The following is a 20,364-nucleotide window of genomic DNA, read 5'->3' as shown; positions in this document are numbered from 1 at the left end:
ATAGTTACCCTCATTCCCCGATTCTTTGAGACAAGCCATGACGACACATATTTTTGCGCCCTATGATGTTCTTGCAGCCAAGCTTTTGCCACACGCAATCGACAGCCATGAGGACGGATCACATGATCTGTCCCATCTTGCTCGCGTATGGAAAAATGCGGCCCTCATTCAGCAGACCGAGGGCGGAGACGCCGAAGTATTATGCGCAGCAGCCCTGCTCCATGATTGCGTCAGCGTCGAAAAGAACTCACCGGATCGCCATCGCGCATCAGGATTAGCCGCAGAAAAAGCCGCCAATCTCCTGCGTGAGCTTGGATGGAATGAAGAACGGATTGCAGCAACAGCTCATGCAATCGAGGCACATAGCTTCTCAGCCAATATTGAGCCACGTACTGTTGAAGCTAAGATTTTACAAGATGCGGACCGGCTCGATGCAATCGGCGTCATTGGGGCCGCACGCTGCTTTTACATTGCAGGCCGCATGGGCAGCGCACTTTATGATTGGCAAGACCCAAAGGCCGAAAACCGCCCTCTTGATGACAGACGCTATGCGCTGGATCACTTCCGCACCAAGCTTTTCAAACTTGCCTCCGGTTTCAAAACTGAAACCGGAAGACAGATGGCGGCGGAACGCCACGAAAGACTGGAAGCCATATTCAACGACTTCCTGAGCGAAGCGGGTTATTAGATGGAATAACCGCCATCGACGCTGAGTGCGGTTCCGGTCACCATCGATGATGCGTCCGACGCCAAAAAGAGTGCGGCTTCCGCAATATCTTCCGGTTTGGAAAACCGTCCGAGCGGGATTGAGCCTTTCAGGCTCTCGCGTGCCTCGAGGGTGTCTTCTGCGAGAAACATCCCCAAAGCTTCGCCGTCGCTCTCAGCGGGGCAGATACAATTGACGCGAATATTCTTGTCAGCGAGCTCAAGCGCCATCGCCTTGGTCGCGCTCACAACCCAGCCTTTGGAAGCTGCAAACCATGTGAGGCCCTTGCGCGGACGATTGGCCATCGCCGATGCCGTGTTGATGATCACGCCGCTGCCCTGATGTTCCATGATCGGCGCGACAAGCAATGTCGAATAATAAATCGCCTTCATGTTAACCGCATTGATGAGATCAAAACTATGCTCATCTACTTCCGTCAACGGCATGTTGCGATGCGTGAAACCGGCATTGTTGACCATGATATCGATGCGACCGAACTTGTCGAATGCCGCACGTGCCAGCCGCTCCATATCGTCCTTGCGTGACACATCGGCCTGCACGGACAACGCATCTGTACCGATATCGGCAAGTTCGTCTTCCAGACGTTTCACGTTCACATCGGCCAGCACAACCTTGGCGCCCTCGGCTGCAAATCGGCGCGCTATGGCTGAACCGAAACCCGATCCAGCGCCTGTGATAATCGCAACCTTGTCCTGCAGCCTCTTCATGTCATTCTCCTTTTGCGGATGTGGGATATGATCCGCCCGTCAAATCAGTAAAAACTTTGTTCAGCACTGCTGTGTTCATGCCTGAATATGGCTCTATGTTGAACATGTCATCTATGCATATGCGGTTAACCGAGATGCAATGACAGCTGTAATTGGCAACATTCGCGAGAATGTTACATTGGATGGTTGAATTTAAATCGATTAGATTATAGACAAAGGCTGCACGAAAATCGCAATCTGCTATTAGCGAAGTGATTTGCGTCAGAAGTGGAAGAGAGCAATATATGACCAGCCAGATAATACCGGTAGAGCCCTTCGATTGCATCGTTTTTGGCGGTTCCGGCGATCTTGCCGAACGCAAACTGATTCCTGCGCTGTATCAGCGTCAGCGTGCAGGTCAGCTCAGTGAGCCGACACGCATCATCGGCGCGTCGCGTAGCGCTATGACAGATGAGGAATATCGCAAGTTTGCACGGGATGCGATCAACGAGCATGTGAAGGCTTCGGAAATCGACGCCAAGGAAGTCGAAGCATTTATTGCGCGCCTTACCTATGTCGCAGTTGATGCGAAATCCGAAGATGGTTGGGCCGCTCTCAAGGAAGCTATTGGCAAAAAGCCGGAGAAGATCCGCGCTTTCTATCTTGCTGTAAGCCCAACACTGTTTGGTGACATTGCCAGCCGTCTCAAGTCGCATGGCCTTATCACCCGCGACACGCGCATCATCGTTGAAAAGCCGATTGGCCGCGATCTTGAATCCGCCAACGCGCTTAACGACACGATCGGCAGCGTTTTCCGCGAAGACCAGATTTTCCGTATCGACCATTATCTTGGCAAGGAAACCGTTCAGAACCTGATGGCTCTGCGCTTTGCCAATGCCCTCTATGAGCCGCTCTGGAATTCGGCACATATCGATCATGTGCAGATCACAGTTGCTGAAGCTGTCGGCCTTGAAGGTCGTGCCGGTTATTACAATACCGCCGGCGCGCTGCGCGATATGGTGCAGAACCATATTCTCCAGTTGCTTTGCCTCGTCGCCATGGAGCCGCCTTCGTCACTCGAAGCCGATGCCGTGCATGACGAAAAGGTTAAGGTGCTGCGTTCGCTGAAGCCAATCACCACGGCCAATGTCGAAGACGTAACCGTTCGCGGTCAGTATCGCGCCGGTGCATCCGCAGGCGGTCCGGTCAAGGGCTATCTGGAAGACCTCGGCAGCGACACCAGCAACACGGAAACTTTCGTAGCGTTGAAGGCAGAAATCGACAACTGGCGTTGGGCAGGCGTTCCTTTCTACCTGCGCACGGGCAAGCGTCTTGCAACCCGTGTGTCAGAAATCGTCGTCACATTCAAACCGATCCCGCATTCGATCTTCGGTGAAAATGCTGGCAAGGTTGTGGCCAACCAGTTGGTTATCCGCTTGCAGCCTGACGAAGGTGTGAAGCAGTGGCTGATGATCAAGGATCCGGGTCCGGGCGGGATGCGCCTGCGTCACGTTCCATTGGACATGAGTTTTGCGGAATCGTTCAGCGAACGTAACCCGGATGCTTATGAACGCCTGATCATGGACGTTGTCCGGGGAAATCAGACGCTGTTCATGCGTCGCGATGAAGTGGAAGCTGCATGGCGCTGGGTTGATCCAATCCTTAATGGTTGGGAATTGAACAGCCAACAGGTTCAGGGCTACACGTCAGGCACGTGGGGTCCATCGTCTTCCATCGCTCTTATCGAGCGTGATGGAAGGACTTGGCACGAAAGCCTCTAGTGTGGTGGATTTGAAGTTCCTATCATTTGTGTTGCATCCACGTTTAGGAACTTCAAACCCGTAAACCGCACTAGATTCAATATTCTACTAGTATGGCTTGGAACCCGAAATTCGTTCAAACGGTTGCTTTATGGTGTGACGAATTTCGGGATCGCCATACTAGCGCATCGGCGCAAAAATCGGATTCGATTTTTTGTGAAGCACGATGCGTAGGTTCAAAGAGTTAGAGCGTCCTTTGTGCGTCCGAAAGGACGCACGGCGCTCTATGCACAAGACCCGAAGACGTTGACAGACATTTCCGGATCAGTCTTTGTGCCAAAAAGAATGAGCGAGTGCGAATACCTGGTAGGGGGGGTGCTCGCTCTGTCCTGACTTGAAAGGTATGGCATGAGCATCGAACGGCACGATTTCACCAGCGGAACGGAACTGGCACAGTCGCTTTCTGAAGCGATTGCGGACAAGCTGGCTGCCGCTATTGCTGAGCGGGGGCAAGCGACGCTCGCTGTTTCCGGCGGCACAACGCCGCTCAAGCTGTTTGACATCCTATCTCGCAAGATGATCGACTGGACTCTCGTCACGATCACGCTCGTCGATGAGCGTTTTGTGGCTCCAACGAGCGAACGTTCCAACGAAAAGCTGGTACGCGACCACCTATTGCGCGATCATGCAGGTGTGGCGAAGTTCGTCGGTCTCTATAATCCGGCCGCAACCGCAGAAACCGCAGCTCTTGCCGCTGCCAGCCGCATTGACGCATTGCGCCGTCCTTTCGATGTCGTTGTGCTCGGCATGGGTAATGATGGCCATACGGCCTCGTTCTTCCCGAATGCTGACAGGCTCGATCAGGCCATCGATCCAAAGACCAAGGCCGTCGTTCTGCCGATCCATGCAGAAGGTGCGGGCGAAAAGCGTCTGACGCTTACGCTGCCACTGCTGGCGGAAGCAGACATGCTGGTTCTGCATATTGAAGGTGCTGCCAAGCAGGCAACACTCGAAAAGGCATTGGCCAGCGATGACGAAAACGAAATGCCGGTGCGCGCCGTGTTCCGCCATGCCCGCAAACCGATACAACTCTACTGGACGAGCTAACAGCCCCGGTTAAAACGCAGTTTGCGTTTGGGGTTGTGGGTTTTATAATTAGCCACAGGCAAGCCTGGCACTATTCTAGCAGGTGATACCCATGACGACGCAGACTGCGCATACCCGCATCAAGGCCATCACTGAGCGTATCGTTGAACGCTCAAAACCAACCCGCGAAGCCTATATTGGGCGCGTGCGCGAGGCGGCTTCCCGTAAGCCGCATCGCTCGATCCTTGGATGCGCCAACCTCGCTCACGGTTTTGCAGCATGTGGCCCGAATGACAAGGCGGCTCTCACCGCCGACGTCGTGCCTAACCTCGGCATCATTACCGCTTACAATGACATGCTTTCGGCGCATCAGCCGTTTGAAACCTATCCTGAACTGATCCGCAAAGCCGCGCGCGAAGCAGGCGGTGTAGCACAGGTTGCAGGCGGTGTGCCTGCAATGTGCGATGGCGTTACACAAGGCTTTGCCGGAATGGAGCTTTCGCTGTTTTCGCGCGAAGTGATTGCCATGGCAGCAGCCGTCGGCCTCTCGCATGATATGTTCGATGCTGCAGTCTATCTCGGCGTCTGTGACAAGATCGTACCTGGGCTGATCATCGGCGCACTGACCTTCGGGCATCTGCCAGCGGTCTTCATTCCTGCCGGTCCAATGACGAGCGGCCTGCCAAATGACGAAAAGGCAAAGACCCGTCAGCTTTATGCCGAAGGCAAAGTCGGGCGCGCAGAATTGCTGATCTCTGAATCGAAATCCTATCATGGCCCCGGCACCTGCACCTTCTATGGCACTGCCAATTCCAATCAGATGCTGATGGAAATCATGGGCCTGCATTTGCCCGGCTCATCCTTCGTCAATCCCGGCACGCCATTGCGCGATGCCCTCACCCGCGAAGCTGCCAAGCGTGCGCTGGCGATTACGGCTTGCGGCAATGAATACACGCCTGTTGGCGAGATGCTCGACGAGCGGTCTTTCGTCAATGGTATCATCGGGTTAAACGCCACGGGCGGCTCGACCAACCATACGATCCATCTGATCGCAATGGCGGCATCCGCAGGCATTAAGCTCACATGGCAGGATATTTCGGAAATATCGGATGTCGTTCCACTTCTGGCACGCGTCTATCCGAACGGCCTTGCCGATGTGAACCATTTTCATGCTGCCGGCGGCATGGGCTTCCTGATCCGCGAATTGCTCGACGGCGGAATTCTGCACGAAGATGTCCGCACCGTCTGGGGTGAAGGTTTGCGCCCTTATGCGATTGAACCAAAACTCGGTGCGAATGGCACTGTTATTCGAGAACCGGTTCCGGAAAAGAGTGGCGACGACAAGGTTCTGGCGAAGATCCATTCGCCTTTCCAACCGACAGGCGGCATCAAAGTTCTGACCGGCAATATCGGCAATGCGATCATCAAAGTTTCCGCCGTGAAGCCTGACCGCCATGTCATTGAAGCACCAGCGAAAGTCTTCAACGATCAGGCCGAATTGCAGGCAGCCTTCAAGGCTGGCGACCTCACCGGCGACTTTATCGCAGTTGTTCGCTATCAGGGGCCGAAAGCCAATGGTATGCCCGAACTGCACAAGCTGATGACTGTGCTTGGCATTTTGCAGGATCGCGGACAGCGTGTTGCACTTGTTACCGACGGCCGTCTTTCCGGCGCATCCGGCAAGGTGCCGTCGGCCATCCATGTGACACCGGAAGCTCTCGACGGTGGCGCGATTGGAAAAATCCGCAATGGCGATATTGTTCGTCTTGATGCCGTAAACGGAACTCTGGAAGTGCTGATCAGTGATGCGCTTCTTGATGAGCGCATCGAACAGCGTCCTGATCTCTCAGGCAATGAACACGGAATGGGACGTGAACTCTTCCGCGCTTTCCGTCAGATTGCCGGACGGGCCGATGAAGGCGCTTCAGTTTTCTGACAAGCGGCATCAATAAAATAAGGCAAAGCGGTTTTTACACCGCTTTGCCTCTCAAATTGACAGAAACTTCACAAAAAGGCGCAAAATGCGCCTCTAAGTTGTTTCAAAATACTGGCTTTTCGAAACCAGCACTGCGGCAAGCAGCCGTTAAAGTGTTCGCCATCAGCATGGCAATGGTCATCGGACCGACGCCACCCGGAACTGGCGTAATGGCACCGGCCACCTTTTCTGCATCCGCAAAATCGACATCGCCAACAAGACGCGTCTTACCTTCCCCCTTTTCGGGCGCAGGAATACGGTTGATACCCACATCGATCACCGTCGCACCCGGCTTGACCCAGTCGCCCTTGACCATCTGCGGACGACCAACAGCGGCAACCAGAATATCGGCAGTGCGCGCAATCGCAGGCAGGTCATTGGTACGGCTGTGCGCAACGGTCACGGTCGCATTTGCTGCAAGCAACAGATTGAACATAGGCTTGCCGACAATGTTGGAACGACCGATCACAACGGCATTGAGGCCCGACAGATCGCGGCCATGAACGCGCTCGATCATAATCATTGCGCCAGCTGGCGTACATGGAACAAAAGCCGTGTCGACTTCGCCGGTGCCAAGCTTGCCCACATTGATGAAATGGAAGCCGTCAACGTCTTTTTCCGGCGAGATTGTCTGGATAACGCGACCTGAATCGATGTGTTTTGGCAGCGGCAACTGCACCAGAATACCGTGGATCGCCGGATCATTGTTCAGGCTATCGATCAGGTCGAGAAGTTCCTGCTCAGATGCATCTTCCGGCAGATCGTGCTGAACAGAAACAAAGCCGCATTCCTTGGCCTTCTTGCCCTTCGAGGCCACATAAACCTGGCTTGCCGGGTCTTCGCCGACGATAACCACTGCAATGCCGGGTACAATCCCGGTCGCATTGACGAGCTTTTCGGTCTCACGCTTCACCGTGGAAACCACATCCTCGGCGAGCTTCTTGCCATCGATCAATTGGGCCATATCGAATGCTCCGTTTTAAACAAGCGGTGCCTTGGGATACACCGCCTTGATCCTGAAAACATGCCAATAAGCGTCATCAACTAAGATGACAATCTCTGAGTGACCAAGTTTCAGGATAAAGTCGCAAAATGCCTGAGTGTGAAGGCTATTTCGTATAGCAATGCGATGGTGACAAAGATCGCATGATAACGCCGATTATCGGTGAACATCGCTATAAGACTTCCCACAATCAGCGCGCCGACACGAATAGGATACTCAATGCCGTAGTTTTGATAATGTTCAAAACCTTTAAGCAGCGTATCCACGACGTCAGCAATATAGACCAGCGCAAGAATTCCGAAGAACCATTTACGTCGCGAGATGAAATAATCGCGATAGCCAGTGTATCCTTCAAGGCTATCGGGGAAGAGAAGAGTGCACAGCAGGAAGTAAAGCCCTGCGTAAAAAATAACGAAAAAATAGATTTCAAATGTCCAAAGAGGTATAACCCGCAGATTAAACTCGAACCACCAAAAGTGAATTACAGACAACAAAATAAACGCAACCCACGCCATGTGCACAGGGTAAATTTTCTGCTTGTCCGGGTGCTGAATGAAACGGGCAAAGCCTGTCAGCAAACGTGATACGCAAAGGCCAAGAATAATGCCGATGATAATGCGAACATGCGTGAAAGCTTCCGCTGATGGCACGCCAGTCGTTAATGCCGGATCCATTGTTCCCCTCAATGCTATGCGCTCGACATATTGGAACAGAAAAAGTAAGCAATCAATAAATCACAGTAAAATTATAAAAAAGAAAGCAGTGCCAACTTTCGTCGGCACTGCTCAATATAACCACTAACAATGCAAAATGCTTAGTTGATGGAGTTCAGGAAGCTTTCCCAGCTTTCCGACCAATGCGTGCGGCTTTTCTCGTCCGCAGACCGAACATTACACGTCTGCAAATCGCTTTCCGGAATATCCTTCTGTGTTTTTTCGCATACCCAGACATCGTTATTTTCAGGCACGGTGGATGCTACGACACTGACGATCTTGTTGTCTTTAATGCCGAGAAGAATATCGAAATCAGCCTCTTCATTATTGAAAGCCCATGAGCAATATTCGTCGAAATCCGGACGGTTTTCGTCTGGCTTACCACAGGCCTTGTCATGATCAGGTGCAAGCTTGTTCATGAAGGCTTTACCCGCAGGTGACGTAATAACAAGATCAGCATCCGAAAGCTTGCTGATTGCCTTGACACCCCAATCAGGACCATTTGGCGTTTCGGCTGCTGCCGCACCTGCTGCCATAACACCAGCCGCGATTGCGGCTACACGCACGATATGGAAAGCTTTTCCAAGCATTGGCTCACCTTTTAAAGCAATGATTTACAACAGATTTTATTAGGTCGTAATTATTTTCCAGAAAGAGACCTATCCATAAAAGAGCATCTGTTCAACAAAGAATTGATTGCAAGTTTGAAACATTAAAGCGCGTCTCTTCTCCAGAGTTTTTGCCTTCGCGCCTTGCGGTTTGTGTTTATGGAGGGCTATATCGGACCCAACAAACGACAGTGCTTAAACACTCGATTCATGAAGGCGGAACATTCTCATGCAAGATACAGTTATTCTCGTTGGTTGCGGCAATATGGGTTTTGCCATGCTGAAAGGCTGGCTCGACAGCGGCATTTTGCAATCCGAGAATGTGCATGTTGTTGAGCCATCAGAAGCGCTTCAGAGCCGGGCTGCGGGTGTGGGCGTGAATGCATGCTCAAGCGCCGATTCCCTGTCCGACGATCTGAACCCGCGCATGATCCTTATTGCAGTCAAACCACAGGTCATGGGCGATGTGTTGCCCGCTTATAAGCGCTTTGCACCGAATGCGACCTTTGTCAGCGTGGCTGCTGGCATTCCGGTTTCATTCTTCGAGCAGCATCTAGGCAGCGATGCAAAGATCATGCGCTGCATGCCCAATACGCCGGCCGCAATCGGCAAGGGTATGCTTGTCACCTACAAGAATGCCAATGTAAGCGAAGACGATGCGGCTTTTGTCAAAACCTTGCTCAAAACGTCCGGCAAGGTCGCAAGCATTACCGACGAAGAACAGATGGATGCTGTAACGGCCGTTTCCGGTTCCGGCCCGGCCTATGTGTTCCACTTCATCGAGGCTTTGACTGATGCAGGCGTCACTGCCGGTCTTCCGCGCGAAACCGCAGCACTTCTTGCGATGCAGACCGTTATGGGCGCTGGCGCTCTTGCTGCTGCAAGCAGCGATACCCCAACTAAGCTACGCGAACAGGTTACAAGCCCGAACGGTACAACAGCTGCAGCGCTGAATGTGCTTATGGGTGAAGATCGTCTGAAGAACCTCGTTGCAGAAGCCGTCGATGCGGCGCGCAAGCGTTCTGTTGAGCTTGGCAAGGCCTAAATCAAAACCCTCGGTACGGCATCTATAAGCGCCTTCGTTACAGGCGCTTGTGGTGCCGCGATCAATTCCCGCGCTGGGCGGCTTTCAACAACCCGCCCGCGTTCCATCACGGCAATGCGATCGGCTATCTGCGCTGCAACCGCAAGATCATGCGTGATGAACAGATAGGCTGTGCCCTCGGCATCCTGTATCTCCTGCAACAATTTCAGAATTGCCCCACGCACCGTCACATCGAGTGCCGACACCGCTTCATCCAGAACGACGAGCGACGGAGTTGTTGCAAAGGCACGTGCAATTGCCACACGCTGACGCTGACCACCGGAAATCTCATGCACACCGCGTTTGCTCAACTTTGGATCAAGCCCGACCTTTTGCAAAAGCTCTGAAATATCCCTGCTGAGCCCATGGATGCGCATCGGTTCGCTGAGCAGATCATGCACCGTTGCGCGTGGATTAAATGCCGAAAGCGGGTCTTGAAACACCAACTGCATCCGCGCGCGACGCTTTCTCAATTCAGTGCCTTTGAGTGCAAGCCAATCCTCACTCTCAAACTGGATTGAACCGGATTCAAGCGAATGCAGCCTTAAAAGCGCCCGCGCTAATGTGGATTTACCGCTGCCGGAAGGTCCGACCAGCGCCAGCGTTTCACCTGCTGCAATCTCAAGATTTACATGATCAAGCGCCAGCTTGTCGCCATAACGCACGGTCAGATCAGTCGCCTGCAACAAAGTTCTATCCATGTTGAGGCTCCAGCACGGGAACCGCTGCAATCAGCGCTTTCGTATAATCGCTCTGCGGGTTTGCAATGATCGCGCGCGCTGGACCGCTTTCCACCAATTCACCATGGCGGAAAACGGCGATGCGATCCGCCAGATTGGAGGCCAGCGCAATATCATGTGTGATGAAGATCAGCGTCATGCCATCAGCCTGAACCAAAGCGCGCAGCAGTACCACGATTTCCTTTTGCACGATTGTATCGAGCGCACTTGTCGGCTCATCGGCAATCAACACATGCGGATTTGCGGTGATCGCAAGCGCTATGGCGATGCGCTGTTTCTGCCCGCCAGAAAACTGGTGCGGATAGCGTAAGAAACTGTCGTCCGGTTCAGGAATATGAACTCGCTCCAGCAGCCTGATCGCTTTGCTTTTTGCCGCTTTGCCATCAACCTTTTCATGAGCACGGATTGTCTCGACCAGCTGCGCGCCAACACACATGAGCGGATCAAAGCTCGAAGCCGGGTCCTGAAACACAAACCCGATATCGCGACCGGGCTTTGGTTCTCCATTCGGCCATTGGATCGCGCCTGAAATCTGCGCATTGGCGGGCAATAAACCGGCAAGCGTCAACGCCAGCGTGCTTTTTCCAGAACCACTTTCACCGATAATGGCAAGCATTTCACCGGCATTTATATCAAGATCGAGATTGTTCAGCGCAGTATCGCTGCCATAGCACACGCTGAGATTTTCAATATGTGCGAGCACGCTCATGCCTGCACCTCACGCCGCGATGAAGCCTGTGTAATGCCTTCGCCTGCGAGATAGACACCGACGACAGTCAACGCTAGCGCCAGACCCGGCAAAATAGATAGCCATGGCGCTGAACGCAGAACCGTACGTCCTTCAGCAATCATCCCTCCCCATGTGACGCGATTGGGATCACCAAGCCCCAGAAAAGACAGCGCCGCTTCAATCAAAATTGCGGATGCAACAATAACCGGCACAAGCGCCAGAACCGGCGGCAAGGCATTGGGCAATATCTGACGAAAAGCTATCTCCAGCGGGTGCATACCTATAACGCGAGCAGACGCGACATAGTCGCGTTCACGGATAGAAAGCACCTGCCCTCGCGTGAGACGCGCGGCCTGAGTCCAGCTTGATAGTGCGATTGCCGTAACCAAGACCGGCAGCGAAGGTCCGGCAATACTGACCAAGGCGAGCGCCAGAAGAAAACCCGGCACGGTCTGAAATGCTTCCGTTATCCTCATCAGCACTTCATCGATAAGTCCACCTGCAAAGCCTGCGAGCGTGCCAACAATGCTGCCTATCAGGACTGACGCTCCAGCAGCAGTCAGCCCCACGATCAGCGATGTGCGACTTGCATGAAAAAGCTCGGCCAGCACATCACGGCCCAGCCGATCTGTTCCAAGCGGAAAAGATGCATTGTCGAAAGGCGCGAGCAAAGGCGTTGCAACAATGCGCAAAGGGTCGCCGGGAAAGAGCAGCGGTGCAAAGAGTGCTGCTGCGATCAGCACGAGCAGAATAATTGCCCCTGCTATGCCCTCCCCCAATCCGAAATAGCGTTTCAACCCGCTCATGGCCTCACCTTTCCGGTGGCTATGCGCGGATCGAGCCAAAGATAGAGAAGATCGACGAGGAAATTGACAACGATAACCATAATTGCGCTGGTGAGAATAACGCCCAGCAGCAGAGGTGTGTCACGGCTTGCAACAGCTTCCTGTGCCAGCCGTCCAAGACCGGGAACAGCAAAGACGCTTTCAATCACCACGCTGCCGCCCAGCATGGAAGCCGCTTGCAGGCCGAGCATGGTCACAAGCGGCAGAAGCGCGTTGCGTGCCACATGGCGCAACACGATCCGCGGGCGCGAGATACCGCGCGCCTTCAATGCACGGACAAAATCCATCCGCCAGATATCAGCCATTGAAGCACGCATAACACGGAGATAAAGCGCCAGATAAACGAGCGCGAGCGATACAACCGGCAGCACTAAATGGCGTGCTATGTCCATTGCGCGTGCCAACCCCTCTTTACCAGAGGCAATGGTTTCGATCCCGCTTGAAGGCAGCCAGCGCAAGCGGATCGAAAAAAGGATCACCAACACAAGCGACAGCCAGAAGCCTGGAATGGCATAAAGTACAAGCGAGGTGACAGACAGAAAGCGGTCGCTAAAGCTGTCGGGCTTTGCACCCGCCACCATACCCAAAGCTGACCCCAAGGCAAAAGACAGCGCGGTCGCAGCACCCATCAGTAAAAGCGTGTTGGGCAGGCGTTCAAGAATGACATCGAGAATGGGACGATTGAAACTGACTGACCAGCCAAGATTACCTTGAGCAAGGGTGGTAAGATATGCACCAAGTCTGTGCCAGATTGATTGATCCAGCCCCCAACGTGCGCGCATTTCGGCAATGGCTGCCGCATCTCCGCCAAAACTTACGGCATAGGCATCAACGGCGTCGCCGGGCGCCGTTTCCAGCATCAGAAAACAGCCAACAATAACAATCAGCAGCACAATCATGCTGCCGATCAGTCGTTTCCTGAAGAGAGTTAGAATCTGCGCCACGCTTTGAGCGTACAATCAAAGCAATGTTTCGTCACTGTGCAATCCAGACATCCGCCCAGTTAGATACCGCCCAGCGCGGATTGCTGGAGACATTTTTCACACGCTCGTTGGCGACTGTTATAAAGCCCCACTCGGCCACATTGATAAGCGGCAGATCGGCCTCCACCAATTTCTGGAACTGATGATAAAGCGCAGTTCGCTTCTTCTCATCGATCTCATGCGCGGCTTTTGCAATCACCGCATCCAGTTCCGCATTGGCATAGCCGCCCTGATTGGAAAACGGTACGCCCACCGGAATTCCACTTTCAACCAGAATAGTTGTCGAAATAGCAGGGTCACCGCGATAAACAGTTGGTGCGATTGCCAGATCGAAATCGTGGTCCGTATAGACTGCCTTTTGGTGCGCTGCTGAATCATTATTGACGATACGCGCATCGATGCCGATTTCCGCCAGCGCCTGGCGCAGATAATCGCCGAACTGCCTGGTTTCATTGAAATAAGGTGCTGGCAGCAATTTCAGCACAAAGCGCGTGCCGTCACTGCCACGCTTGTAACCAGCTTCATCCAGAAGGGCGTTGGCCTTCTCTACGTCGAAGGCATAGGCGGGCACATCGCCAGTATAAAATTGGCTATCATATTGCGGAACAGGTCCGGTCGAAGGCCTGGCATAACCGAGGAAGATCGTCTTCACCACGAAATCGCGGTCAATGGCGTGCGCGATCGCCTGACGAACTTTGATATCTGCCAGTTCCTTGCGCCGATGATTGATCTCTACGACCAGCTGATAAGTCAACGCCTCATAACCTTTGGAAATAACCGTCAGTCCCGGTACTTTCGAGATACGGTCGAGATCGGCCAGAGGTACGGCGGAAAACGCAGCCAGATCAATCTCTTCGGCTTCCAGCGCGCCTGCAGCCGCAGCACGGTCCGGCAATACACGATAGATGATCTCATCGAGATAGGGTTCACTCTCACCCCAATAGTTATCATTCTTCGCAAGCCGATAATATTCACCGGTCTTGTGTTCGGCATATTTGAAAGGCCCCGTGCCTATGAGCTTTTCATTGGCCGGGTTTGCAGCAATGTCAGTGCCATCAAATACATGCTTTGGCAGGACAGCAGTGAGCGCGGGCAGTGCATTACGGATAAGCTGGAACGGGGTTGGCTCGCTGAAATGGAAAACCGCCGTATGTTCGTCAGGCGTTTCAACTTTTTCAAGCGTCTTGAACACAACACGTCCGAGATTTTGCAACGGCTTCCAGACTTCCATCGCAGAAAATGCCACGTCCGCAGAGGTGAACGGCGTATCGTCATGCCACTTTACACCTTCACGCAGACGGAATGTAGCAGTCAGGCCGTCATCAGAGCCTTCCCAGCTGATTGCAAGACGTGGTTCCAGACCGTTTTCACCATCAAAAGAAGCTTCTGCGAGCGGTTCTATCACCTTGCTTGCAACAAAGAAGACACCGTTGGAGGCGACAATAGCCGGGTTGAGATTGCGCGGTTCGGAATCCGCCGCAACAACCAGTCGTCCACCCTTTTGTGCCTTGTCTTCCGCTGCCGCCCATCGCGATAAAAGAGGCAGAGCCACCAGCGAAGTCGAACCAACCAGAAATGCTCTGCGCGATGCAATAAACCGAGCCATGTCACTGCCTCTGAAATTCAGTTCCCCTTTTTCTTGTCTACACCCACGTCCAAACAATTACAGGGCAAATTGTGTCACCGTGGCAATAAATATCGAAAACTGTTTCTCTTTTCCGAAGTGACCTCAATTTAAGAAGCGGTAAAAAAGCCCTAAAAATGTGGGCATGAGGCAGACTATTGGCTAACTTTAAGCTGAACTGATTTTCCCATTCTGGCCCGTTTAAAGAAATTTCCTCCTTGCCAAACACCCGCCCTTGCATAGATCATGGTTAATTATGTGTTGTCGTATTTCGTGAGGATGAGATCGATACGGCATATGCATGAAGAGCCGGTATGAGCTCTTTTGAACCGCGTTTGCGGAGTCCTGTATTGAAGTTTCCGTAAATGCCTGAAGCTGAACCACCATTGGAAGAGAGGAAACAGAAATGCCCAGTTTGCTGCCCCCACTTCATGACGGTCACGCACCGATCTATTTGCATCACGCATTTCAGGACGCAGTGGATGCTTATGAGCACTGGAATCTGGAATCAGCAGAACCAGTCGTAGCAATCAATGGTAAGATCACGCGTATAAGTGTCGTTTTTCGGCGCTTGTGGAGCTGTACCGACACAGTGCCTCGCCATACGCTTGAAGCATTGAAAGACATCGTTCCGTCCAATCTCATCCACGCGGAGCGTTGGAAAGAAAATGCAACATTCGCAGATGCTGCCCACCTGATGAGGACAGCAATCGAATGGCGTAAAGCCCGACGCGTTCCAGCCGTCGGTTAATCCAGTCCACCTTAAGCAGCGGGCGGGATTAACCCCGCCCGCTTTAGAGCTTGCGGAAACGCACACGTGCCGAGCGCTCGATTGCCGCAACCGTCAATTCGTCGAGATCCCAGCGATCACGCAGCATCTGAAGGAACTCCAGCTCTTCCTGCTCCACATGCAAATCGGCGGCAGCGACTTCAACAGCCAATGCATAGGCTGTCTCGTAAAGCCGCTCGGGCAGCACCTCATGCGCAAGATCTAGAATTTTTTCCAATCCGTCTTCATCGGCCAGCAGCGCATAGCAATCACTTGCCAGTTTCGGCAGGCGCTTAGGATCAAACCCCTGAAACACAGGCAGGCGCGATACCACGTTACCGATAGAGGCAAGCTCTGCGTCAGTCATAGCCGTATCGGCTGCGGATGTCGTCACCATGATGTAGACGAGAGCGTCCTGCGGTGAAATCTTGTTCATCAAATGCTCCTGCATCATGCGATCGGAATCAAAACTGAAGGTCAATCGACAGGAAACGTAGGAAGCCTATCGCACTTGCGCAAGGAAATTCGGTCGCAATAAGGTTAGCAAAGATTGACGCGCGCGCCGGGGCGCGCCATAGAGCATAAGCGTGTATACATACACCGTTTTCAACGAATAAAGCCCTTCACAGGATATCAGGATAAAACCATGACTTCGCATCGTCTTCCCGAAATTACGCTGACCCCGGAACTGACCGCGGCGGCCGCGGAAGCGAAAGCATGGCCTTTTGAAGAGGCAAAAAAAATCCTGAAGCGTTATGCAAAGACCGGCATGCCGGAAACGGTAATCTTCGAAACCGGCTATGGCCCGTCGGGTCTGCCACATATCGGCACTTTTGGCGAAGTGGCTCGCACCTCGATGGTTCGTCATGCATTTCGCATTCTGACAGACGATAAGGTCAAGACGCGCCTCATCTGCTTCTCCGACGATCTCGACGGCATGCGTAAGATCCCGGACAATGTTCCGGACAAGGCAGCGCTTGAGCCTTATCTGCAATTGCCGCTTTCCGCCGTGCCAAACCCATTTGGTGGCGAGTACAAGAGCTTTGCAGAGCACAACAATGCCATGCTCTGCCGCTTCCTCGATACTTTCGGCTTCGATTACGAATTTGCAAGTGCGACTGAATATTACAAGTCAGGCAAGTTCGATGCGGTACTGCTAAAGGCCGTGGAACGTTATGACGACATCATGAAAGTGATGCTGCCGACGCTTGGTGAAGAGCGTCAGGCGACCTACAGCCCATTCCTGCCGATTTCGCCAAAGTCTGGCCGCGTGCTTTACGTGCCGATGAAGAAGGTGGATGCCAAGGCTGGCACCATTACCTTTGACGATGAAGACGGTGTTGAAACTACCCTGTCTGTCACCGGCGGCAATGTGAAGCTGCAATGGAAGCCGGACTTCGGCATGCGTTGGGCAGCCCTTGGTGTCGATTTCGAAATGTTTGGCAAGGATCACCAGACCAATGCGGGCATTTACGACCGCATCTGTGAAATTCTTGGTGGTCGCGCACCGGAACATTTTGTCTATGAACTGTTCCTCGATCAGATCGGCCAGAAGATTTCCAAGTCGAAGGGCAATGGCATTGCCATTGACGAATGGCTGGCCTATGCGCCGACCGAAAGCCTTGCACTCTACAATTTCCAGAAGCCTAAGACCGCGAAAAAGCTTTATTTCGACGTGATCCCGAAGGCTGTAGACGAGTATTTCACATATCTCTCCGCTTATGAGCGTCAGGAGTGGAAAGATCGTCTGAACAATCCGGTCTGGCACATCCATTACGGTAACCCGCCAAAGGTGAACTTGCCGATTACCTTCGCGCTGATGCTCAATCTGGTCAGTGCCTCGAATGCGGAGAATCCGGGCGTGCTGTGGGGCTTTATCTCCCGCCATGTGCCGGGTGTAACGCCGGAAAACAACCCGGAACTCAATGCGCTTGTTGGCTACGCGATCCGTTACTTCAACGATTTCGTCAAGCCAACCAAACAATTCCGTGCGCCGGACGATGTGGAACGCGCAGCATTGGAAGCGCTGGATGCCAAGCTTGCAACGTTGCCCACTGGCAGCAATGGCAACGACATTCAGAATGCTATTCTGGATGTCGCCCGTGCAATCGAGCGTTATCAGGATCACACCAAGAAGAGCCCCGAAGGTGGACCGGGCGTATCGGTTTCCTTCTTCCAAATGCTATATGAAGTGCTGATTGGACAGGAACGCGGTCCTCGCTTTGGTTCTTTCGTTGCTCTCTATGGCATCGATGAAACCCGTGCGCTGATCCAGAAAGCACTTGCTGGCACACTGTCATAAACGCTTGATATTTTTATGAGAAGCCTCACCCGGAATCCCACCGGGTGAGGCTTTTTTATGCCCGGTTATAACCGGAGCACAGATGCCTTATCCTCAACACCAGCCCTTCGCCAAAGGCTTGCTTGCTGCATCAAACGGCAATGAAATCTATTGGGAGGCATCGGGCAATCCAAAAGGCAAACCGGCACTCTATCTGCATGGTGGTCCTGGAAGCGGTTTACGATCAGGCAGCTACCGGCAACGCTTTGACCCAGAGAAATATCATATCATCGGTATCGATCAGAGAGGTTGCGGGCGCAGCCGTCCTCTTGCGATAGGCGATCTAGATCAGCTTCATCTCAACAACACCCATACCCTGATTGAAGATATTGAAGCCGTCCGCAAACATCTGGGCATCAATCAGTGGCTTATTGCAGGTTCATCATGGGGCGCAACGCTTGCGCTCGCTTATGCGCAGGCGCATCCAGACCATGTTTCCGAAATGGTACTCGTAGCGGTAACAACCACCAGCCGGAGTGAAGTAAACTGGATTACTGAAGGCGTTGGGAACTTGTTTCCAGAAGCGTGGGACGAGTTCGAGAAAGCCTCATTGAGACGCGACGGCGAGCGCGTCGTTGAAGCCTATGCCAGACGCCTGGCAAGCGGTAATCTGGAAGATCGCTCACAGGCAGCACGCGACTGGAACCGATGGGAGGCGACACATATTTCGCTCGACCCCAACTGGACACCAATCGAGAGCCGTTTTGACGAGATGACTGGTCTCGCTTTTGCAACCCTCGTCACCCATTACTGGGCGAATGACGGTTTTTTGCGCGATGGTCGCGAGATCCTCAATGGCATGGAAAAGATCGCCCACATTCCGGCTGTTCTGATCTGCGGTCGACGTGATTTTAGCGGACCTGCGATAACCGCCTGGCGGCTGCATAAGGCATGGCCTGCAAGCCAGTTGCGCATCATGGAAACCGAAGGGCACGGCGGTCCGCTTTCCATGGATGAAATGCAGGCCGCGCTCGACACGTTCGCCCATGGTGAAAACTCTCCCGATTGACTCAAATCTCATTAGTAGGTAGTACGACCTAACTACTAATGAGATTTCAAGATGAGCAACAAACAACCCTCCTCTGAAAGTGCGCGAGACAAGCTGCTCAAGGCCGCTGCTGTTCTCTTTTATAATAACGGGATTGGCGGCACCGGCATTGATGCCATTGTTGAAAAAGCAGGCGTTGCCAAGAAGAGCCTCTACAACAACTTCGCTTCAAAAGCTGATCTGGTAAATCAATATCTCGAAGCGCGCCACGCCGAATGGCTTGAGTTGTACCAGATGCGGTTGCAACATGCGCCAACAACAAAAGACAAAGTTCTTGCTGTTTTCGATGCTTATCAGGATCATGCCGAGCACGAATATGAGCGCGGTTTTCGCGGTTGCGGACTGCTGAATGCGGCGGCGGAGCTCTCAGCAGACGACATTGGCCGGCAGGCTGTAAAGCATCACAAGCGCGAAGTTGAGGCTCTGCTCGCTGCCCATCTGACAGAGCTTTTGCCGCATAATCCTGCCCGCGCCACAGCACTCGCCAAGCACATGGCTTTTCTGCTCGAAGGCGCCATGTCGAGAGCCGGGCTGGAAGGCAATAGCGGATGCGTTTCGGAAGCTCGCGCTATGGCATCCGACATGCTGGAGCTTCTGTGAACACTTCATCCCGTGATTATACAATCGGCGTCGCCGCCGTTCTCTTTTCCGCCATCGTCTGGGGAACCACCGGCACAGCTGCCACCTTTGCGCCGGAAGTCAGCGCTATTGCAATTGGCGCCGCAGCGATGGGCATTGGTGGATTATTGCAAGCACTGTTGGCCGGGCGTGGAATATTGCGCGCGCTGCCGCATCTCTCGAAACATTGGCGCAATCTGGTATTAGGTGGGCTGGCGGTTGCTATCTATCCGCTCGCTTTTTACGCCTCTATGCGCATGGCGGGCGTCACCATCGGAACGGTTGTGACCATTGGTTCAGCGCCGCTTCTATCCGCTCTCATCGAATATCTGTTCGATGGCACGCGTTTGTCAAAACAATGGCTATGGGGTGCGCTTATCGGCCTGTTTGGAATGATCCTGCTATGCATCGCGGAGGGCTCGATGCATAGCAGCACACAGACAGGTAACTCGGTTCTGATCGGTATCTGTCTTGGTCTGCTTGGAGGCTTGACCTACACCCTTTATTCCTGGACTGCACGCAGTCTCATGTTACGCGGAATACGCTCGTCCGTCGCAATGGGTGCAACATTCGGAATTGGCGGGCTGTTGCTGATGCCGGTTTTGTTTATGACCGGCGCACCCTTCATAGCTTCATGGAGCAACGCAGCCGTCGGTCTCTACATGGCTATAATTCCGATGTTCGTTGGCTACCTCTGCTTCGGCATAGGCCTTGCCCGAATTTCAGCAAGCATGGCCACGACGATCACACTGATAGAACCCGTAGTCGCAGCACTGCTGGCCGTGGTTATCGTAGGAGAGCGCCTCGCCCCGATGGGCTGGCTGGGCGTGGCGCTGATCATCTCCTGTCTCGTGGTCATAACACTACCACGCAACGGTTCACCCCGTCAGAACCAGGAACGAACGGCTGAATAAACCGTTCGCTATCTCGCGGAGAACGCTTAGAGCATTTCCTGTTTGAGATGAATCGTTAGAAATGCGTCCCACTATTTGTTTTAACGCATGTCTTGATCCCAAAACCGGTT

The 20,364-nt window shown here is 53.2% G+C and carries 20 protein-coding genes; 10 read left to right on the top strand and 10 right to left on the bottom strand.

Annotation, left to right across the window (positions count from 1 at the left end; genetic code table 11):
- Positions 1-37: 37 nt before the first annotated feature.
- Positions 38-688: an HD domain-containing protein gene (locus C9380_RS13670; protein WP_111787052.1), complete on the top strand. Its 651-nt coding sequence runs from the start codon at positions 38-40 to the stop codon at positions 686-688.
- On the opposite strand, the gene C9380_RS13665 is transcribed toward C9380_RS13670, so the two are convergent.
- Positions 685-1,434, bottom strand: coding sequence for a glucose 1-dehydrogenase (locus C9380_RS13665; RefSeq protein ID WP_128093790.1), 750 nt, complete (start codon positions 1,432-1,434; stop codon positions 685-687). The genes C9380_RS13670 and C9380_RS13665 overlap by 4 nt on opposite strands.
- 284 nt (positions 1,435-1,718) lie before the next feature.
- Here C9380_RS13665 and zwf point away from each other — a divergent pair, with 284 nt between their 5' ends.
- The 3 genes from zwf (at position 1,719) to edd (ending at position 6,195) form a co-directional block, all read left to right on the top strand.
- Complete coding sequence (gene zwf / locus C9380_RS13660) at positions 1,719-3,194, top strand: glucose-6-phosphate dehydrogenase (protein WP_024896423.1); 1,476 nt, start codon at positions 1,719-1,721, stop codon at positions 3,192-3,194.
- Between the two features lie 387 nt (positions 3,195-3,581).
- Positions 3,582-4,280: a 6-phosphogluconolactonase gene (gene pgl / locus C9380_RS13655; RefSeq protein ID WP_024896424.1), complete on the top strand. Its 699-nt coding sequence runs from the start codon at positions 3,582-3,584 to the stop codon at positions 4,278-4,280.
- Between the two features lie 91 nt (positions 4,281-4,371).
- Positions 4,372-6,195, top strand: a complete 1,824-nt coding sequence (gene edd, locus C9380_RS13650; protein ID WP_100556882.1) for a phosphogluconate dehydratase — start codon at positions 4,372-4,374, stop codon at positions 6,193-6,195.
- A 103-nt stretch (positions 6,196-6,298) separates the two neighbouring features.
- Here the strand turns inward: edd and folD are convergent, their stop codons facing one another.
- The 3 genes from folD to C9380_RS13635 all read right to left on the bottom strand — a co-directional run bounded on the left by folD (position 6,299) and on the right by C9380_RS13635 (position 8,540).
- Positions 6,299-7,198, bottom strand: a complete 900-nt coding sequence (folD, locus tag C9380_RS13645) for a bifunctional methylenetetrahydrofolate dehydrogenase/methenyltetrahydrofolate cyclohydrolase FolD (RefSeq protein WP_111787048.1) — start codon at positions 7,196-7,198, stop codon at positions 6,299-6,301.
- Between the two features lie 110 nt (positions 7,199-7,308).
- Positions 7,309-7,911 carry a hypothetical protein gene (locus C9380_RS13640; RefSeq protein WP_024896427.1) on the bottom strand — a complete coding sequence of 201 codons (603 nt, stop codon included), beginning with the start codon at positions 7,909-7,911 and terminating at the stop codon, positions 7,309-7,311.
- Positions 7,912-8,051: 140 nt separating this feature from the next.
- Positions 8,052-8,540: a hypothetical protein gene (locus C9380_RS13635; RefSeq protein WP_128093789.1), complete on the bottom strand. Its 489-nt coding sequence runs from the start codon at positions 8,538-8,540 to the stop codon at positions 8,052-8,054.
- 247 nt (positions 8,541-8,787) lie between these two features.
- Between C9380_RS13635 and proC the strand changes: the two genes are divergently transcribed.
- Positions 8,788-9,603 (top strand): pyrroline-5-carboxylate reductase, encoded by an 816-nt coding sequence (proC, locus tag C9380_RS13630; protein WP_024896429.1) that lies wholly within the window; start codon positions 8,788-8,790, stop codon positions 9,601-9,603.
- Here the strand turns inward: proC and C9380_RS13625 are convergent.
- The 5 genes from C9380_RS13625 to C9380_RS13605 are packed head-to-tail and all read right to left on the bottom strand — an operon-like array spanning position 9,600 to position 14,546.
- Positions 9,600-10,343 carry an ABC transporter ATP-binding protein gene (locus C9380_RS13625; protein ID WP_128093788.1) on the bottom strand — a complete coding sequence of 248 codons (744 nt, stop codon included), beginning with the start codon at positions 10,341-10,343 and terminating at the stop codon, positions 9,600-9,602. The two genes, proC and C9380_RS13625, sit on opposite strands and share 4 nt — an antisense overlap.
- Positions 10,336-11,091: an ABC transporter ATP-binding protein gene (locus C9380_RS13620; RefSeq protein ID WP_128093787.1), complete on the bottom strand. Its 756-nt coding sequence runs from the start codon at positions 11,089-11,091 to the stop codon at positions 10,336-10,338. Before C9380_RS13620 ends, C9380_RS13625 begins: the two co-directional genes overlap by 8 nt.
- Complete coding sequence (locus tag C9380_RS13615; RefSeq protein WP_100556877.1) at positions 11,088-11,918, bottom strand: ABC transporter permease; 831 nt, start codon at positions 11,916-11,918, stop codon at positions 11,088-11,090. Before C9380_RS13615 ends, C9380_RS13620 begins: the two co-directional genes overlap by 4 nt.
- On the bottom strand, positions 11,915-12,901 hold the full coding sequence (locus C9380_RS13610) for an ABC transporter permease (protein WP_374844451.1): 987 nt from the start codon (positions 12,899-12,901) through the stop codon (positions 11,915-11,917). Before C9380_RS13610 ends, C9380_RS13615 begins: the two co-directional genes overlap by 4 nt.
- Positions 12,902-12,932: 31 nt before the next feature.
- Entirely contained in the window at positions 12,933-14,546 is a 1,614-nt protein-coding gene (locus tag C9380_RS13605) for an ABC transporter substrate-binding protein (RefSeq protein ID WP_128093785.1), read from the bottom strand.
- 424 nt (positions 14,547-14,970) lie between these two features.
- On the opposite strand from C9380_RS13605, the gene C9380_RS13600 reads away from it, so the two are divergent.
- A complete protein-coding gene (locus C9380_RS13600; protein ID WP_024896435.1) occupies positions 14,971-15,315 on the top strand; it encodes a BRA0787 family protein in 345 nt (114 codons plus the stop codon).
- Positions 15,316-15,358: 43 nt separating this feature from the next.
- Here the strand turns inward: C9380_RS13600 and C9380_RS13595 are convergent, their stop codons facing one another.
- Positions 15,359-15,769, bottom strand: a complete 411-nt coding sequence (locus C9380_RS13595) for a tellurite resistance TerB family protein (RefSeq protein ID WP_024896436.1) — start codon at positions 15,767-15,769, stop codon at positions 15,359-15,361.
- A 210-nt stretch (positions 15,770-15,979) separates the two neighbouring features.
- Here C9380_RS13595 and C9380_RS13590 point away from each other — a divergent pair, with 210 nt between their 5' ends.
- The 4 genes from C9380_RS13590 (at position 15,980) to C9380_RS13575 (ending at position 20,254) form a co-directional block, all read left to right on the top strand.
- A complete protein-coding gene (locus tag C9380_RS13590) occupies positions 15,980-17,635 on the top strand; it encodes a lysine--tRNA ligase (protein ID WP_105706173.1) in 1,656 nt (551 codons plus the stop codon).
- Between the two features lie 82 nt (positions 17,636-17,717).
- Positions 17,718-18,683 carry a prolyl aminopeptidase gene (pip, locus tag C9380_RS13585; protein WP_128093784.1) on the top strand — a complete coding sequence of 322 codons (966 nt, stop codon included), beginning with the start codon at positions 17,718-17,720 and terminating at the stop codon, positions 18,681-18,683.
- A gap of 51 nt (positions 18,684-18,734) precedes the next feature.
- Positions 18,735-19,322, top strand: coding sequence for a TetR/AcrR family transcriptional regulator (locus C9380_RS13580; RefSeq protein WP_024896439.1), 588 nt, complete (start codon positions 18,735-18,737; stop codon positions 19,320-19,322).
- Complete coding sequence (locus C9380_RS13575) at positions 19,319-20,254, top strand: DMT family transporter (RefSeq protein ID WP_247877600.1); 936 nt, start codon at positions 19,319-19,321, stop codon at positions 20,252-20,254. The genes C9380_RS13580 and C9380_RS13575 overlap by 4 nt, the downstream gene beginning before the upstream one ends.
- The last annotated feature ends 110 nt before the right edge of the window (positions 20,255-20,364 follow it).

Origin of the sequence: Brucella pituitosa (assembly GCF_003049685.1) — a bacterium.
GTDB lineage: Bacteria > Pseudomonadota > Alphaproteobacteria > Rhizobiales > Rhizobiaceae > Brucella > Brucella pituitosa.
Note: the sequence above shows the minus strand (reverse complement) of the source record. Positions and strands in the feature narration are given on the sequence as shown.